This window comes from Streptomyces sp. NPDC002156, from assembly GCF_053593675.1.
In genome coordinates this window covers 42113-58218 of sequence record NZ_JBSFDA010000014.1, presented here as the reverse complement: position 1 = coordinate 58218, position 16106 = coordinate 42113, and the positions used below count along the sequence as shown (strand labels likewise).

Below are 16106 nucleotides of genomic sequence, written 5' to 3'. Positions count from 1 at the left end.
AACCAGAACCAGAACCCGAGCAACCAGGTCGAGGAAGGAGGCATCCGTGGCGACGCGCAGTTTTCTCAGGTTGCCGATCGACGCCGACGAGGGTTTCCCGCAGGCGTTCCGGCTGGCCGTGGCCGGCCGCAACTACCAGTTCCGGCTGTACGCCAATGTCGCGGAGGACATCGTCGACAGCGCGCCGTCCGGCCCGCTCGACCTGCCCACCGCGCAGGCGTTCCTGGCGCTGTCGGTGGACCGGGAGGAACCCGGCGGGCCGGTCACGATCCTGCGCCGCAAGCTGGTGCCCGAAGTGGAGTACCCGGCGGCCGAACTGGCCCTGACCTTCCGGACGATGCGGCTGGATCTCCGCAATCTCAACGCGGCCGGCTCGTTCGGCTCCGAAGTGGTTGGCGGGGTGGCACTCGTATGAGCTTCGTGCTGTGGTACCGGATCGAGATCGCCGAGGCCGACGTCTCCGGCGTGCCCGCCGGTGCGGTGGCCGGGGCGGTGGGAGCGGCGGCCGGGGGGTCGGGGCTTGGGCTGCCGCTCAAGGTGTCCAACGATGTCCTGAGCGGCTCCCTGGTCATCGACGCGGACATCACCGTGACGATGACCGAGGGCGCGGCCGTGGACACGTTCGAGATCAGCCTGATCAACCTGCCCGGCCAGGTCACGGAGCTGATCAAGAACACTCATGCCGCCAAGCCGGTCAACGCCACCATCCACCTCGGGTACTTCGACGAGCCGACGACCCGGACGACGACCACGGGGCAGGTGCTGGTCGGCCGGATCGTCTCGGTCACCGGCAGTGTCGGGAGCGACGGTCTGTCCCGCACGGTGCTCTGCGGCCAGGAGGAAGGCGGATACCTGCTGCGCAGCACGCCAGTGGAGCAGGACCGCAGGGTGGGCACCGAGTTGGTCGACCTGGCGACGGCACTGGCCAAGGCCGCCGGCGTACCGCTGGCGGACGGCTCCACGATCGGCGGCGGACTGCGGGACTTCACCGTCCGGGCCGGATCCGCCCTGGACGCCCTCGGCGCGCTCGCGGCGCGGGCGGACGTGCCGCTGGTGGTGCGTGACCGCGCGGTCCATCTCGGCGCGGCGGTCGGTGCGTTCACTGATCCGGCGCCGGTCGTGTTCGACCCGGACACCAACCTGGTCGCCCTCAGCAGCTCGACCGCCGAGGACACCGGGGCGCGTCCGGCCTTTCCGCCTCGCCCCGCCGTGGACGACGTGCCACGGCCCGAGTCGGCCGCCCTGCCGCCGGTGCGCACCACGCTGGACCTGACGGTGCTCGGCCATCCCGGGCTGCGGGTCGGCCAAGTGGCCGCCACGACCGGCCTGTCCGGCGTACCGACGGGACTACTGCGGCTGTCCCACGTCGTGCATTCCTTCCGCGTCGGCTCCGGCTACACCGCACAGCTCCGGCTGATCGCGGCCCGCCCCGGCGAACGGGCGCAGGTCCACACCGGCGTACAGGGCGTGGTGGACCGCTGGCGCGATGTCCTGGACCGCAGCCGTGAGGACCACCCGGTGGTCGACCTCGGGGAGGTGACCGAGTACGCCCCGGGCGCCGACGGCAAGCACCTGGCCTCGCTGTACTACGGGCAGCGGCCGGAGCCCGGAGTCGCGGCGCCCAGCGTGGCCAGCCCGATCGACACCGCTGTCGAGCTGCACGACAAGCCGGTCGTGTCGCCGTTCGCGTTCCACAAGACCGGGCTGATCACTCCCGTCTACCCGAAGATGCGCGCGGTTCTGGCGCACAACCGCGGCGACGTCAACGACGCGGTGATCACCGGCTTCGTCTGGCCGGACAACCCGGCCCACGAGCGTCCGCCCAACCGGCCGGGCGACCACTGGCTGGCCCTGCCCACCGAACTGGGCGCGGACGACCTGCCGCGCGGCAAGGGCGCCAACGACCTCACCGACGCCGCCGGGCAGCGGGTCATTCAAGTGGCGGCTCTGCACGTACTCGTCGGCGCCGACAGCCTGCCCGAGGTCGGTACCCGGCCCGATCCACCCACCGACAACTCGATCACCATCGAACACCAGAGCGGAACGATGATCACAGTGGACTCCGGCGGCGCGGTCACGATCAGTACGGCGGACCGGCCGATCACCCTGACCAACGGCTCGGTCAGCATGAAACTCGACGGCTCCTCCGTGGCGGTGACGTGATGCCCGCAGTCCTGACCGAGGCAGCCGTCCTCCGGTGCGACCACCAGGGGACCGTGCTGGTCACGGCCGGCCTGCGTTCGGTGACGGTGGACGGATCGCCGGTGCTGCTGGAGGACGATCTGCGGCTCGCCCGGATCGTCGGTTGCCCTCTTTCCACTCCGTGCGTCCGGATCGCGGCGGTCGCTGCCGGAGTCGGTACGACGCTGACGATCGACGGCCGACCCGTGCTGCTGGCCACCACGCAGGGGACGACCAACGCCGGCTCGTGGCGGGTGGCCGACCCGGGCCAGACAAAACTGGAGGCGGCATGAGCACCTCGTTCGGTCGCAGTCTGCTGCTCGACGACGGCGATCTGGTAGTGGCGGACGGGCAGCTGAGGGAAGTCGAGTCGGTGGCCAACCTCAGCCAGGCGCTGACGCTGCGCGTGCTCACCCCGTTCGGGTCCGATCCGTTCAACACCGGCTATGGGCTGGACATCGGCCGGATCTTCACTGGGCCCAACCCGCTGTCGGTGGCGAAGCAGTTGGTGCAGTTGAACCTGGTCCGCACCCTGGGCACCGATCCCCGGGTCCGTGACGTCCGCCAGGTCGTCTTCGACGACGCCCAGGACCAGGACCGGCGCGTGTGGACCGTACGGGTCGAGCTGGACACGGTGGCGGGCGATCCGTTGACGCTGCTCGTGGACGTGGGGGTGTGAGCGGGGATGACCGATTTCGGAGTGACCGAGGACGGCTTCGTGCTCAAGCCGGTCGACCGGATCCTCAGCGAGGCGTTCGAGCGGGCGCGTGCCGTCTTCGACGACATCGACCTGACCGGCACCAGCCCGCTGCGCAAGATCCTGGAGGTCACCGCCGCCGAGGACGGCGAACTGTGGAAGCGGATGGAGGACCTGTACTACGGCAACTTCATCTCCACCGCCTTCGGCGACAACCTGGACCTCCTCGGCGAGGACATGGGCCTGGCCAGGCCGCACCTGCCCAGCACCGGCACGGTACGGATCACCCTGGGCGGCGGGGCACCCGGCCGGCGCTATGTCGTGCCCGAGGGCACCATCCTGGTCACCGCCGCCCCGGTGCGCGCCTTCGGCACGACCGCCCCGGTGACACTGGACGCGACACAGCGGAACGCCACGGTGGACGTGGTCGCCTTCGAGCCGGGGCCCGCCGGGAACGTCGCGGCCGGCGCGATCACCGGCATCGACCCCACGTACCGCTCGATCTTCCTGGCCGACCTCGGCACCGCCACGCTGACCGTGACGAACCCGAAGGCGACCAGCGGTGGCGACAGGACCGTCCCCGACGACACCTACCGCGCCCGGCTGGCCGGACTGGCCCGCAACCTGTGGACGGTGGAGTCGGTGGCCCAGGCGGCGCTCGGCGTGAGCGGCGTCCTGGACGTGGTGCTGTCCGATCCGCTAGGCGGAGTGGACGTCTCCCAGAGCTACTTCGGCACGTTCGCCTTCGACCAGCGCGCCTTCAGCTCGGAGGCCCGGCGGATCGGCGAACCGTACTTCTTCAACGTCCTGGTGGCGCACGACTTCCGGGCGCCGTGGCGGACCATCGGTCCTGTACAGGGGATCTTCGAGCGGGTCACCGCCGCCGTCGACACGGTACGGCCGGTGGGCGTCCATCCGAACATCGTCGAGGCCATCCATGTCGAGGTCGGGGTACGGGCGAAGGTGGTCGTCCAGCCGGGATCGGACGGGGCCGCCCTGCTGGCCTCGATCCGGCAGCGGCTCGCCACCGACATCGGCAGCCTCCGGCTCGGCGGCGACGTCCTGTACTCGCAGGTCGTTCGGGCGTTCGTGGAACAGCCCGGGGTGGCCGACGTACAGCAACTGCACCTGCGGCGCAGCCCGGTGCCGTCCGGTCCGGCCACCTTCGGCGCGGTGACCCGGCAGAGCGTGACGGTGGAGGCAGAGGTGGGGGAGAACCTGGTCATGGGCCCGACCGAACTGGCGGTCTTCTCGCCCGGCGGGGACGCCCTGGACATCACGCTGGTGACGTCATGACCGGGCCGGGGCTCGCCGCGGTCCGGATGAGCGGGCGGCTGACGACACCGTTCGCACGCGGCGCCGACAGCCTCGACCTGCGGCTGCTGCCGGGCGCGGACCCGTCGGCCGCCGAGGTGGCACCGTACGACTTCACCGAGCACCAGAGCCGGTTCGACCGCCCGCCGGAGCCCAGCCATGTCCTGGCCACGGCACGGGACTTGGCGGCCGACACCACCGTGACGGTGACCTACACCCGGCCGGGCGGCCCGCCGGAGACGGTACGGGCGGCTTTCCCGGCCGGGAGCGTGGCGGGCTCCTCCGTCGCGCTCGCGATACCGGTCTCCGCGCAGATCCGGATCACCGGCCTGCGGATGACACCGGCCCCGGCGGACGAACGCCCGGACCGGGCATGGCGGTTGACCGCGTTGCTGGGCAACACGGCCAAGGTGCTGTGGGTGCTCGGCGGTGAACGCGACCAACTGCGCGGCCAGTTGGCCCGTACGGTCGCCCAACGGCATCTGCCCACGGCGACCGGCCGCAGTCTCGACCTGATCGGCGCCGACCTCGGCGTGCCCAGGTTCCCGCCGCTGCCCTACGGGTTCGACTCCGGCACCGTCGCGCTGTACCACCTCGACGACGCCCCCGGGAGCACGGTCGCCCTGGACGTCACCGGTCAGTACCCCGGACGCTCCGGCCATCCCGGTTCCCCCGCGGTTTCGGTGCAGCGCGGCGCGGCCGGGCGGTACGGCGCCGCGTTCGGCTTCCGCTCCCCGGACGCGGTGGTCGACGTGACGACCGACACCGCGTTCGACATCGCCGCGAACGGCAGCGCCACAGTGGAGTGTTTCGTCCGCCCCGACGCCGACAGCGGCGACGGCCAAGTGCTGTCCCGGCACCCGGCCCCGGGCGGCGCGGGGGCCGGCTGGCTGCTCTCCGTCGGCGAGTTCGGCCGAGGCGTGGCCCGGAACCCACGGCTGCTCGTCAGCGACGGGACCACTCCACCCGTCACCCTCTTCGCCGATCTGAGCCTGCCGACGGACGCCTTCACCCACCTCGCCGGCGTCCTGGACCGGACCACCGGAGAACTCCGGCTCTACATCGACGGCGTACTGCGGGTCATGGCGCCGCTCGGCCGGCTCGGCGCCGTGGTGAACACCGCGCCGCTGCGGATCGGCCCGGACGGCAGCGCGTTCCGAGGCGTGATCGACGAGGTACGGATCTCCGCCGTGGCCCGGACCGACTTCGCGCCCGTGCTGGGCGAGGCGGACGAGCACTACCGCAGAAGGCTCAGGCTGTTCCGGCGCTGGGCCCTGCCGACCCCGGCCAACCTGGCGTCGATGCTCAACGAACTGGTCGGCACCATCGGCGGGTTGCGCGACCCGCTGGTCGTCCAGGACGCCAACGCCACCCTGGTCCGCGGCACCCGCCCGGTACGCATCCGCCCGGTCGCGCTGCGGCCGGGGGAACGCATCGACGCGGCGGGCCGACGCGAGGCGAACGAAGCGGACACTGTCGGCACCGCAGAGCAGGAGGAGCAGTTCGACCCGGTGTTCCTGCTGCGCTACGACCGACCGGACGTCGACTTCACCGACCCGCCGCCCGGCGAGAACTCCGCAGATCCGCACCTCGTCCAGGTCGGCGTCGCCGACACCCTGGACCGACTGCTCACCCTGGCCTCCGCCGAGTCGGGCACCCCGGGCCGACTGCGGATCAGCGCCGCGTTCGATCCCCGCGCGGCCGACCTGCGGGCCACCGGACGGGCGGTGCTGCTCGGACACGGCACGATCGCGCAGGGACGGCTGGCCGCGCTGGCCCACCGCGCCGGTTTCGGCTTCGTACACCTCCGCACCGAGGAACGGCCCGACGGGGCACAGGTCTACGCGGCCTGCGCACCGGGCGACTACTTCGCCGTCGACCTCACCCCGGCCCCGGCCGGCCCCACCGAGCTGGACGTCGGGCAGACGGCTGAGCTTTCGCTGAGGCCTGCACCACCCGCGGACTCCGTGCTGCGCTGGCTGACCGTACCGGCCGGCCCCGGACGCGCCACGCTCACCACGACCGGCCCGCTGGGCCGCCCGACGTCGACCACGGACGCACGGGCCACCGCGCCCGGCGCGCTGATCGTGAAGGCGGAGGTGACCCGGGGCAGGCACACCGCGTCCGCGAGCCGGCCGCTGCGCATCGGCGTGCCCGACCTCCCGGACGGCGGGACGATCGCGGCCGACGGCGCTCTCGGAGCACCGGCCGAAGTGGTCGGAGACCCCGACGAGTTCTTCGACCGGCAGTTCCTCGTACGCCACGACGACCCACGGGTGGACTACGGCGATACCGACGACAACCGCCTCATGCAGCCCGCCGTGGGACGGATGCTGGACGCGCTGCTCGCCGAGTTGGACCGGCGGTCGGCCGAGGGCCGGCTCGTCGTGGAGTCGGCGTACCAGCCCGCCGGTGACGAGTTCGGCGCCCATGGCCGGACGCTGGTCCTGCGGCACACCACCGTCCCGCCGGGCGCACTTGCCGCACTCGCGCATGCCGTCGGGTTCGGCCATGTCGAGCGGGCAGGCGCCACCGTGGTCGTACGGCAGGCTCCCGGGGAGCTGGTCGTGGTGCACGGCCCGGACGGCGGCCCGGTCATCGAGGTGGACGAGGGCGAGTCGGTCGGGGTGTCGGTGCGGCCGGTGCTGGTGAGCGCCGGATCGGGAGGCGCAGGCCGGGTCCGGCTCGGTTGGGCGACGAGCACGTTCGACACCGCCCACGCCACCCTGGGCAACCCCAAGCAGACGGCCACGCTCCTGCGCGGCGACTCGGCGGGGGAGGCCTGGGTGCAGGCCGCCTATCTGCTCGGCGACCTGCCCGCCCCGTACACCTTCCGGGTCGGGCTGCGGCCCGAGCTGGACAACCCGGACACGGTGATCTCCAAGGACCAGTACGACCTGATCCTCAACATCCTGAACGCCCTGCACCCGGTGGGCATCGAGGTCAACACCCAGCTGATCCGCGATCACACCGTCGAGGTCCGCGGCAATCTCGCCGAGGTCAACCCCGACTTCACCTTTCCCAAGTTCCGCATCCGCAGCGTGCTGCCACCGCTACGAAGGGACAACACCCGTGGCTGACTTCAGTTACACGCCGAAATTCCACCACTTCGCCTGGGTCGACAACATCGACCGCTGCGAGGCCGGCGGCACGAACGGCTTCAACATCCGGTTCGAGACCATCGAGAACGACCTCCAGGGCGTGTCCACGGTCGTCGCACAGATCGGCACCGAACTCGACCGGCTGGGCGCCCGGGTGCCCACCGTGCCCCGCACGGTCACCGCCTCGTTCGCCCCGACACTGCAACCCGTCCAGGGCTCGGGGGCGTGGGCACTGCAGAATTCGGGCAACGCCGTGGCACCGACGTCCGCCGCGCCCGCGGGGGTGCTGGCCCTGGCGCTGCCCGACCGGGTGACGATGACCTCGGTGCGGGTCCGTGGCCGGGGCGCGGCGCCCAGTGGACAGAACACGGTCTTCTTCCTCAACCGGGTGTCCCTGACCGACGGCGCCGTCCAGAAGGTCGTGTCCTTCGACACCGGCACGGTTCCGCTCGACACCGAGGTGCCCTTGACCCCGTCCGAGGTCAACGTCGTCGACCTGGCGAACTACCGCTATGTGATCTCGGCGAACAGCGGGGTGGGCACCGTCCCCGACCCGGTCACCCTGGTGTCGTTCCAGATCACCTACACCAACCCCTGAGGGATCGATCCCCCATGCCGATCGACTGCCATGTCCCCATATCCGTCCGGATGGTGGGGGAGCCGACCCCGGCACAGCTGGAGCAGCTCGGCCGGGCGCTGGCCCGTACCGTGGCGGCGCGAGTGGCGCAGGTGGAGCGGGTGCTGGCCGAGCGGCACCGCTTCGAGGCAGGGACCGCTCCGCCGGTGCGGGAGCGGTACGAGCCGGACCGGGACGCGGCGAGCGACCGGGGCGGCGCGCAAGTGCCCAGTTATGACGACGGCGGCCGTCCCGTCACCGTGCCTGTTCGGGGAGCGCCGCCAGCACCGGCGGGCCCGCACCGTCGCACGCATGCCGGGCCACGATTCGAGGACCGGCTCCTGCTGGAAGCGAGCGTGCTCCTGAGGATCGGCAGCCGCCGTGACCTGGCCCGGCTCCGGCGGGTCGTGGACTGGTACGCCGACACCGTCAACTACCAGGCGTTCACCGAGGCATTGAAGCGCGACGGGCTCGAATCCTTCTTCCTCGGCATGCAGGCGCGGCCGACCGGCGCAGCCAGGCCGGTCCCGTCGACCACCCTGAGCGCCGACACCATCCGCATGCTCTACGGCCCCACCCCGGAGGACCCCGACCACTGGAAGTCGCTCACCTTCGAGGAACGGCGAGCCCCCGTCACGGTCGGCGACCGGACGCATCTGACGGTGCGTGACCGGACCGAGGTGATCGAGGGCCGGGGAGATCAGGCCAACACGCATTTCGTCGTGCACGAGCACAGCTGGGAGATGACCCCTCAGGCACTGCACGCCTACCTCGTCGGGACGGTCGGTGGGCAGTTGACGCCCTTCGAGGAGTACCTGGTGGCGAACTGGAACGAGGTGAAGCCGGTCCCGCAGTTCGACGGCCCGCACATCGTCGGCTACTACACCGTGTCCGGCGGCAGCGGCCGCCGTGAGCACCGGATCCACGACGCGAACGGGGACGTGGCCGACTTCTGGCTCAGTGAGGCGGCGCTGGTCGACGAGGGGCTCGGACCGATCGAGTACCTCCTCATGGGCAGGGCCGCGGTCAAGCTCGGGAGCCTGGCGCTACGGTCCGGAGCGCGGCTCCTGGCGTCCGGCGCGAGCAGCGCGTACGTCAGGAACACCCTGCTCGCGCTGCGTCTGACCACGCGCCGTCTCGGCCGGCCGCTGGGCGCCGCGATGGAGGGCACCGAGGCCGGGATGGCAGTGCCGGGAATCGGCGCCGGGCGGCCAGTGGCGGCGCTCACCGCGCGCGAGGCGTCGTCAGCGAGCGTCCCGCTTCCGGTTCGGGGATCTCCGTCCGCCGCCGTTCCGCGGACCCCGTCGTCGGCGCCGCCCCGGAACGTCGCGTCCGGACGTGACTTGCCCAGAGGCGAGGCGACCACGTCCGTGGCCCGGCCGAGCAGCCCGGCGCCGGTCGCGCCCCCTCCCCGTACCGCTGCTCCCGGCGCGACCGCTCCGGGGACGGCCGGTACACGCGCCGGGGCCGACGCTCAGGCAGGCCGTGCCGTGGCCCGCGTCGTGGCCGTGACCACCGTCGACCGTACGGGCGTACGACGGGCCACCGGCGCCGCAGCCACTCCCGACGCCCCCGGTACCGCGCCGGGGTTCAAGGCCCGCGAGGAGGCGGCGCGAGTCGTGACGGGCCGGGGAACCTCCATGGAGGCGCGGGTGATGGGGGAGCGCGGGATGCACGTGGAGACCATGCCGAGCCGGTCCGATGCCCGGCGACCAGCAGCCTCCGACTCCTCCTCCTCCTCCTCCTCCTCCTCCTCCTCCTCGGCGTCCCGGCAGACAGCCGTTGCGTTCGCGGACCGCGTCCACGTGGGCGATCTGGAGAACGGTCTGCCCACCGGCACGATGGGCGAACTCACCCCGGCCGACCTGAACACCGGCACCTCCTCGGCGCACGACGTCAACCCCGTGGGCCAGCAGCCCGAAGGCGTGGCCAGGTACGGCGCCCGGAAGGGGCACCTCCTCGCCAACGTGATGGGCGGCTCGGGGCGCGACCTCGGGAACCTCGCCTGGATGCACGTACTGGTCAACAACTCCTCGTACAAGACCGCCTTCGAGAACCCGGTCATCAGGGCGCTCCGCGCGGGGCACAACGTCCGGTTCGGGGTGCGCCCCAAGTTCCGTGGGCGCGAAGTGGCGCCGTACGAGATCGAGGTCTGGGCGACGACCGCGTCCGGACGGGTCGTCGTCCCGGTGCGGAACATCCGTACGCCCGGCCTGAGCGACCTGTCCCACAACCCGGCCGACTGACCGGGCCGGTGGACAGCAAAGCGGAGAAGGAGAGCGCGATGAAGCGGCAGTACCACCTCCCCGACGTCGTCGACGGGGCCCACGCCCTGTCCGACGGCATGTCCCGGCAGACAGGACGGCAGCTCGTCACGACGGTGCTGGCCGGTGTCGCGCGAGGTGTCCGCACGGCGGTCCCCGAGGAGGTGGCCGTGCCCGTCGGCCCCGCTCGGCGGCCCGCCCGGGAGCCGTTCGACCGGCCCGGCGGCCAGTACGCCGTACCCGGCTACGACGACAACGGCCGCCCCGTGGCCGTCACGCTGCACCCACAGGTGGCAGGCGCCCAGAACCCCGGCCCCGCTGCCTTCGAGACCGAGGACGAGCTGCGCGGGAACCCGGACGTCGAGGAGATCCGGCATTCACCCGAGATGCGCCGGTACTTCGGCCTGCGGGACCACTATCTGCGGCTCCACCCGCGTCATCGGCTGCCGGACTTCGCCCCGCTGCGACTGCACCAACTCGCCGTACTGACGCGGGTGTACGGCCGACTCCAGCAGCTCTCCGAGCTGGACTGGACCCTGCTGGAACAGCAGAGCGGCCCCGAAGCCCCGCCCGGGGACTGGGACCGGGCCGGCGCCCGGCTCGACGACTTCCTGCAGAGCGACGAGCGAGCCCGGGCCGTACGCGACGCAGCGGCGCGGGACGCGGCGATCGACGCGGCGCACAGGCGGGTCAGCCCGGCCCGGGAGGCGCGGGCCGTCGGGCGGCTCAGCGGCCTGGAGAAGCTGTACGCGACCATCAAGTTCTACGAAGGCCTCCCGAACGACCGCTCCTCCAGGGAAGGTTTCGACACGACGAGGAAGCAGGACGCGAAGGACGACATGCTGCGCGCCCTGCGTACGGCGGACTTCGCCGGCCTCGACGCCTTCGACGACGCCGTCCGCGCGCTGCGCGAGGTCGTGCGGGAACGTGCGGTCGGCATCGCGCTCGCCACCATGAAGGAGAGCGAGCGGGTGCTCCGGGCGGAACTCCACCGCTACCGGGAGCCCCGGGTGCTCGCGACGCTCGCCGGTGAACTCGCGGCGATACGCCGCCCGCCCGCGCCGTCCGTGGACGCCGTGCTGAAGCTGCTTGTCGACTATCCGATCCTGCGCGACCCGGTGGCGCTGCGGGGCGCGCTGGGAGTCCGGGTGCCGGACCTCCTCGGCGACCTGTTGCGACAGAACGCCCAGGCACAGCTCGGCAACATCGAGGGCGTGCGGACCACGCTGGGGGAGGACCGCGAAGAGGTCTTCGGCCTCGACCACATCATCGACGAGGCACTGGACCAGCTGGGGCTGCCCGCGAACTCCGTACAGGCGCTGGTCGTCCGGGACCGGCGGGCCGTGCCGCGAAACCCCGTACGGGCGGCGGTCGACCTGCTGCTGCTCGTCCTCAGCTTCGCCGGGGGACCGCTGGCGGCGGTGGGCTACGCGGCGCGCGCGGTCGTCCTTGCGCTGCAGATCCATGACGTGGTGAAACTGGACGGGGAGGAGCACCGGCAGCGGGCGCGGTCCCACGCGGGCACGCCGCTCGCCGACACCCCCGCCCCTAGGGGACACGGGTGGGAGCTGTTCGCGCTGTTCACCTCGATCGGCGGAGTGGTCCCCGGCGCTCCTCGGGCACTCCTCCCGCGTGGAACCCGGCTGTCGGCGAAAGCCGGCGAGCTGTTGTCGGCGGGCACCGTGCGCCAGGGGCGCGGCTGGGGATTCCTGCCCGGGACCCGCTTCGCCGAGGCCGGTCCCGGCCGGGTGGCCATCTGGCACCCGGACTTCCCCGACGAGGTGTTCAGCCTCGACGCCACCGGCCTCACCCGGTACCGCAAGGCCAACGGGGTCGTCGAGCAGACCGGCCACTGGCCGCTGTCCACCGCGGACACCGCCGCCGGTACCGCCGCGACGCCCACGTCAAGGAGCGCCCTCGTCCGGCCCGACACACGGGCGCTCCCCGCACCGGCAACGCCCCGCTCCGGGGCCGCACGGCCGGGATTCGGCTCGCTCGGAGCCATGTCCCGGCTGTCACCGGCGACCGCCGCCGCCGAGGCACGACTGCGGGCGGTCATCCAGCAGTTGGTGGAGCGCACCAAGAAGGCCGGCGCCGGCTTCGAACGATTCGCCGACGGCGGGCGCAAGGAAGTACTGCTCGGGCGAGCCAAAGCCCTGGCCGAGCGCCTCACCTCGTACGACGAACGCCTCACGGTCGGTCTGTCCGGCCACCGGAAGCAGTGGACGGAGCCCGCGATGGACGCGGAGGTGCGCGAGGCCATCGGCTGGGTCGAGCGGAGGATCCACGGCGTCACGAACCAGGTACGGAGGCTGGAACTGCAGATGACGCCGGTGCCGTTCCCGACCACCGCCCAGCAGGAGGTGATCGACCGTTACGTCCGGGAACTCGCCGAGCTGCGCGACCTCCAGGCACGCGTCGTCAAGGGCGACGTGAATGCCCTCGCACAGCGCGACGCGGTCCGCGACGGACTGATCCGGCAGGAGCAGCGGGCGGCACGTCACGCACCGGGCGAGGAAACCCTGCTCTTCGACCTCGAGTCGCTCGCACGAGCACGGCGCCGCCTGCTCGGCAAGGACGGCCTCCACGCCACCGTGGTGGGCCGCACTACCGACCTGCCGACCGCCGCCACCGTCCTGCCGGGCGGTCTGGCCAACCGGGCGTACGGCGAGATCGTCGCCGGCATCGGGAAGCCGCCCAGGATCGAGCTGCGGCAAGGTGCCCGGCAACCGCACGCCCCTCGTACGGACGTCACCGGCGCCGTGACGCTCACCTGGGCCTTCAAGGACGGCAGTGTGATCCGCATCGACGTCCCGGGCCCCGGCACACGGGCGTTCGTGAGCGGCAGCCGGCCCCATGTCGCCCGGATCGGTCCCGACCAGGTCCACTACGACGACCAGGGCATCGCGGTGCCGCACGACTCGACGCCCGCACACATACCGCTACGTGTCGCCGGGCGGTCCGACGCCCTGTACGGCGCGATCGAAGCCGCCCGCAACGCGGCGACCGGCAAGTGAGAAACCGGTCGGCGGTTCCTGGCGACGAGGCCAGGAACCGCCGACCGGGGGCGTCCCTCCGCGCGACCCTGACGTGACGTCAGACAGCCGCACCCGACGGCACGAAGGGCGAGCCGTGGTCCGGCGCGCCCGCACCGACGCCTTGGTCACTGCTCCGGACGACGGCGACGGAGGTCGGCCTCCCGCCGCCCGACGGCCGCCCGGCACGGCCCAGCGCGGTGTCGTGCCGAAGGATCTGCCGATGGATCTCGACAAGCCCCGGCGACGGTTCGACCCCGTGATCCTCGATCAGTACGGCACGCGCGAGCTGGAACGCGGACAACGCCTCGGCCTGCCTGCCCGAGCGGTACAGCGCGGTCATCAACTGCCCCCACAGCACCTCCCGGGTGGGATGGGCCCGGACCAACCCTTCGAGTTCGACGGCCACTTGGGCGTCGAGGCCCATGACCAGCGCGGCCTCGATCCGTGCCTCGATCGCCGACATCCGGGACCGCTCCAGCCGGGTCGCCTCAGCCGCGATCGCCGGATGGCGGTCGAACTCGGCGAAGGCATCGCCACGCCACAGGCCGAGCGCGGTCGTCAGCCGCTGAACGGCGAGCTGCGGCTGCTGCGCCGCCAGCGCCTGCCGGCCCGACGCCGCAAGCCGTTCGAACCGCACGGCGTCGACCACCGTCGGGTCCACCCGCAGCTGATAGCCCGGCGGCCGGGTGACCAGCAGCCCCTCCGCACCGGCCGCGCAGCGCAGAGCGGTGCGCAGCCTCGACACGTAGGTGCGTACGGTCCGGTGCGCGTCCGCGGGCGGAAACGCACCCCACAACTCCGCCGCCAGCGCCCCCACACTCACGGTCCGACCGGGCACGACCGCCAACCGGGCGAGAACGCACCGTAGTTGGGGACCACCAAGATCCACGGACCTGCCGTCGACGACGGTCTCCAACGGTCCGAGCACACGTAATTCCAGTACACCTGTCTCCGATGTCACGTTCGCCCCCGCGATTGACATATGTGGTTCGGGAAGGGAGTAAGGAGAGGGGTCTGCATCTCCTCGACGATGTCCAATTTCCGGTCGACAGCGTGGCATGCGGAAAGTCCCCTGTCGCGCCCTGTTCCGCTCAGCGGACCAGGATCACCAGCGGCGCGACCTGGGACTTCGCCCGTGAATCCGGACTGTGCCGCCTGTCTGACGACGGGTCAGGCGGCAGTGCCGCCCGCATAGTCGCTGTCGAAGGTGTTCTCGATGGTGGTGGCCACGGCCTGTGCCACCCCGGTGCCCGTGAGGATGATGCCCAACTCCCGGTTGCTGGCGAGTGAGTTGCTGCTGATGTTCATGGAACCCGCCTCCACCGCCTGGGTGGACAGGCCGTAGTCGGCGACCATCGCCTTGGCGTGGATGTAGAAGCCGTCGGGGTCGGAGTATCCGACGACGGTGCAGCCGGCCGCCTCGACGGCGGCCACCTGGCTGGAGTAGCTGCCAGGGCTCTCCAGGACGACCCGTACGGCGACGCCCGCCTTCGCTCTGGCCACGACCGCGTTGACCACCGCGCTGTCGCTGAACTCCAGTTCCTCGATGTCGAGCGTCGTCGTGGCGCCGTTGACCAGGGACAGCAGGCGGTTGCGGGAGTCGGTGGGGGACCAGAGCAGATGGTCCCCGTCGGTCGGGGCGATCGTGGTGTGGGCGTAGTCGGCGGCGAAGACCTTCTCGATCGCGGCGACATCGCGGCTGTCGTCGTCGAACACGCCGTAGTCGCGGCCGGTCTGGTAGTACTGCGAGGTGAGATTGCCGGTGAGGATCAGCGACTTGGCGCCGTCCACCGTGATGGTCTTCTGGTGGGTGTAGACGAAGGTGGACGCCGACCAGACCACGCCCACGCCCGCGCTCGTCAGGGCGTTGTACGCCGACTGGTTGGCGGACTGGTGCGCGCCGTCCAGGACGACCCGTACCGCGACGCCCTTGTTCTCCAGGGCGATGAGGTCGTCGACGGCCGTGGTGTCCTCCAGCTCGTACATGGTCATGTCGAGGGAAGAGGAAGCCGAGTTGATGAAGTCGTAGATGGTGGGCTGGCTGTCGCTGCGCGAGAACGCGAACGCCGAGTAGCTCGCGGCGTTCGCGGGGACGGCGGTGGCGAACACGGCGGCACCGGCCGCCAGCGCGACGCCCGCGCGGCCGAGGGTCTTCCACAACATGCGTGACTCCTGGTCCGGTTGACACCCACCTGGGGGGATGGTGGGCGCGTGCATGTCACCACGCGCGTAGATCGTCGAGGAAGAGGAACTGGATGAACGCGGAGTTTCCGGCGGGCCGCACCGACGGACAATACGGACTTCACGCAGGTGGGACGTGATTCATGTGATCCCCGTACACTCGCAAAATCTTCCTACAGGCACGGACGAGGAGCCCGACCGGTGACCAGCGACACCCGCACAGGACCGCCCAGTTTCGGCAGCGAGCGTGACATGCTGCGGGCCTTTCTCGACTACCACCGGGCGACCCTCGCCATGAAGTGCGAGGGGCTCACCGACGAGGAGTTGAGACAGCGCTCGATGCCCCCGTCCACCCTGTCGCTGCTCGGCCTGGTGCGGCACATGGCGGAGGTGGAACGTGCCTGGTTCCGCCGGGTGTTCGAGGACAATGACGCGCCCATGGTCTGGTCCGACCGGATCGACTTCCAGGCGGCGTACGACGCGAGCGCCTCGACGAGGGAGGAGGCGTTCACGGCCTGGGAGGCCGAGGTGGAGAACTCGCGCCGTATCGAACGGGAGGCCGACTCCCTTGACCTGGCCGGGTATCAGCCGAGATGGGAGGAGGAGGTGTCGCTGCGGATGGTGATGGTCCATGTGCTCCTGGAGTACGGCCGCCACAACGGGCACGCGGACTTCCTGCGCGAGGGCGTCGACGGCACGGTGGGCGCCTGAACC

At 71.6% G+C, this 16106-nt stretch carries 12 protein-coding genes; 10 read left to right on the top strand and 2 right to left on the bottom strand.

Annotated elements, in window-relative coordinates; translation table 11 throughout:
- Positions 1-46 precede the first annotated feature (46 nt).
- Genes ACWCRB_RS09280 through ACWCRB_RS09240 form a run of 9 tightly spaced genes read left to right on the top strand, consistent with a single transcriptional unit; the run spans position 47 to position 13190 of the window.
- The gene (locus ACWCRB_RS09280) at positions 47-415 is read left to right on the top strand and encodes a hypothetical protein (RefSeq protein WP_450995447.1); all 369 of its coding nucleotides are present in this window, start codon (positions 47-49) and stop codon (positions 413-415) included.
- Positions 412-2163 carry a hypothetical protein gene (locus tag ACWCRB_RS09275; RefSeq protein WP_450995446.1) on the top strand — a complete coding sequence of 584 codons (1752 nt, stop codon included), beginning with the start codon at positions 412-414 and terminating at the stop codon, positions 2161-2163. Before ACWCRB_RS09280 ends, ACWCRB_RS09275 begins: the two co-directional genes overlap by 4 nt.
- Positions 2163-2474 (top strand): hypothetical protein, encoded by a 312-nt coding sequence (locus ACWCRB_RS09270; RefSeq protein WP_450995445.1) that lies wholly within the window; start codon positions 2163-2165, stop codon positions 2472-2474. Before ACWCRB_RS09275 ends, ACWCRB_RS09270 begins: the two co-directional genes overlap by 1 nt.
- Entirely contained in the window at positions 2471-2860 is a 390-nt protein-coding gene (locus tag ACWCRB_RS09265) for a hypothetical protein (protein ID WP_450995444.1), read from the top strand. The genes ACWCRB_RS09270 and ACWCRB_RS09265 overlap by 4 nt, the downstream gene beginning before the upstream one ends.
- A 6-nt stretch (positions 2861-2866) precedes the next feature.
- Complete coding sequence (locus ACWCRB_RS09260) at positions 2867-4174, top strand: baseplate J/gp47 family protein (protein ID WP_450995443.1); 1308 nt, start codon at positions 2867-2869, stop codon at positions 4172-4174.
- The gene (locus ACWCRB_RS09255) at positions 4171-7272 is read left to right on the top strand and encodes a LamG domain-containing protein (RefSeq protein WP_450995442.1); all 3102 of its coding nucleotides are present in this window, start codon (positions 4171-4173) and stop codon (positions 7270-7272) included. Before ACWCRB_RS09260 ends, ACWCRB_RS09255 begins: the two co-directional genes overlap by 4 nt.
- Positions 7265-7891 carry a hypothetical protein gene (locus tag ACWCRB_RS09250; protein ID WP_450995441.1) on the top strand — a complete coding sequence of 209 codons (627 nt, stop codon included), beginning with the start codon at positions 7265-7267 and terminating at the stop codon, positions 7889-7891. Before ACWCRB_RS09255 ends, ACWCRB_RS09250 begins: the two co-directional genes overlap by 8 nt.
- 14 nt (positions 7892-7905) lie before the next feature.
- Positions 7906-10155 carry a DNA/RNA non-specific endonuclease gene (locus ACWCRB_RS09245; RefSeq protein ID WP_450995440.1) on the top strand — a complete coding sequence of 750 codons (2250 nt, stop codon included), beginning with the start codon at positions 7906-7908 and terminating at the stop codon, positions 10153-10155.
- Between the two features lie 38 nt (positions 10156-10193).
- Positions 10194-13190, top strand: coding sequence for a hypothetical protein (locus ACWCRB_RS09240; protein WP_450995439.1), 2997 nt, complete (start codon positions 10194-10196; stop codon positions 13188-13190).
- A 79-nt stretch (positions 13191-13269) separates the two neighbouring features.
- On the opposite strand, the gene ACWCRB_RS09235 is transcribed toward ACWCRB_RS09240, so the two are convergent.
- Positions 13270-14139: an AfsR/SARP family transcriptional regulator gene (locus tag ACWCRB_RS09235; protein WP_450995438.1), complete on the bottom strand. Its 870-nt coding sequence runs from the start codon at positions 14137-14139 to the stop codon at positions 13270-13272.
- A 242-nt stretch (positions 14140-14381) separates the two neighbouring features.
- On the bottom strand, positions 14382-15374 hold the full coding sequence (locus tag ACWCRB_RS09230) for a phospholipase D-like domain-containing protein (protein WP_450995437.1): 993 nt from the start codon (positions 15372-15374) through the stop codon (positions 14382-14384).
- A 219-nt stretch (positions 15375-15593) separates the two neighbouring features.
- Between ACWCRB_RS09230 and ACWCRB_RS09225 the strand changes: the two genes are divergently transcribed.
- Positions 15594-16103: a DinB family protein gene (locus ACWCRB_RS09225; protein WP_450995436.1), complete on the top strand. Its 510-nt coding sequence runs from the start codon at positions 15594-15596 to the stop codon at positions 16101-16103.
- The last annotated feature ends 3 nt before the right edge of the window (positions 16104-16106 follow it).

What these genes read in the sequence shown, in the direction of transcription:
- ACWCRB_RS09270 (WP_450995445.1), top strand. Translation starts at nt 2,163, where the DNA reads ATGCCCGCAGTCCTGACCGAGGCAGCCGTCCTCCGGTGCGACCACCAG.
- ACWCRB_RS09255 (WP_450995442.1), top strand. Translation starts at nt 4,171, where the DNA reads ATGACCGGGCCGGGGCTCGCCGCGGTCCGGATGAGCGGGCGGCTGACG.
- ACWCRB_RS09230 (WP_450995437.1), bottom strand. Translation starts at nt 15,374, where the DNA reads ATGTTGTGGAAGACCCTCGGCCGCGCGGGCGTCGCGCTGGCGGCCGGT.
- ACWCRB_RS09265 (WP_450995444.1), top strand. Translation starts at nt 2,471, where the DNA reads ATGAGCACCTCGTTCGGTCGCAGTCTGCTGCTCGACGACGGCGATCTG.
- ACWCRB_RS09275 (WP_450995446.1), top strand. Translation starts at nt 412, where the DNA reads ATGAGCTTCGTGCTGTGGTACCGGATCGAGATCGCCGAGGCCGACGTC.
- ACWCRB_RS09260 (WP_450995443.1), top strand. Translation starts at nt 2,867, where the DNA reads ATGACCGATTTCGGAGTGACCGAGGACGGCTTCGTGCTCAAGCCGGTC.
- ACWCRB_RS09245 (WP_450995440.1), top strand. Translation starts at nt 7,906, where the DNA reads ATGCCGATCGACTGCCATGTCCCCATATCCGTCCGGATGGTGGGGGAG.
- ACWCRB_RS09240 (WP_450995439.1), top strand. Translation starts at nt 10,194, where the DNA reads ATGAAGCGGCAGTACCACCTCCCCGACGTCGTCGACGGGGCCCACGCC.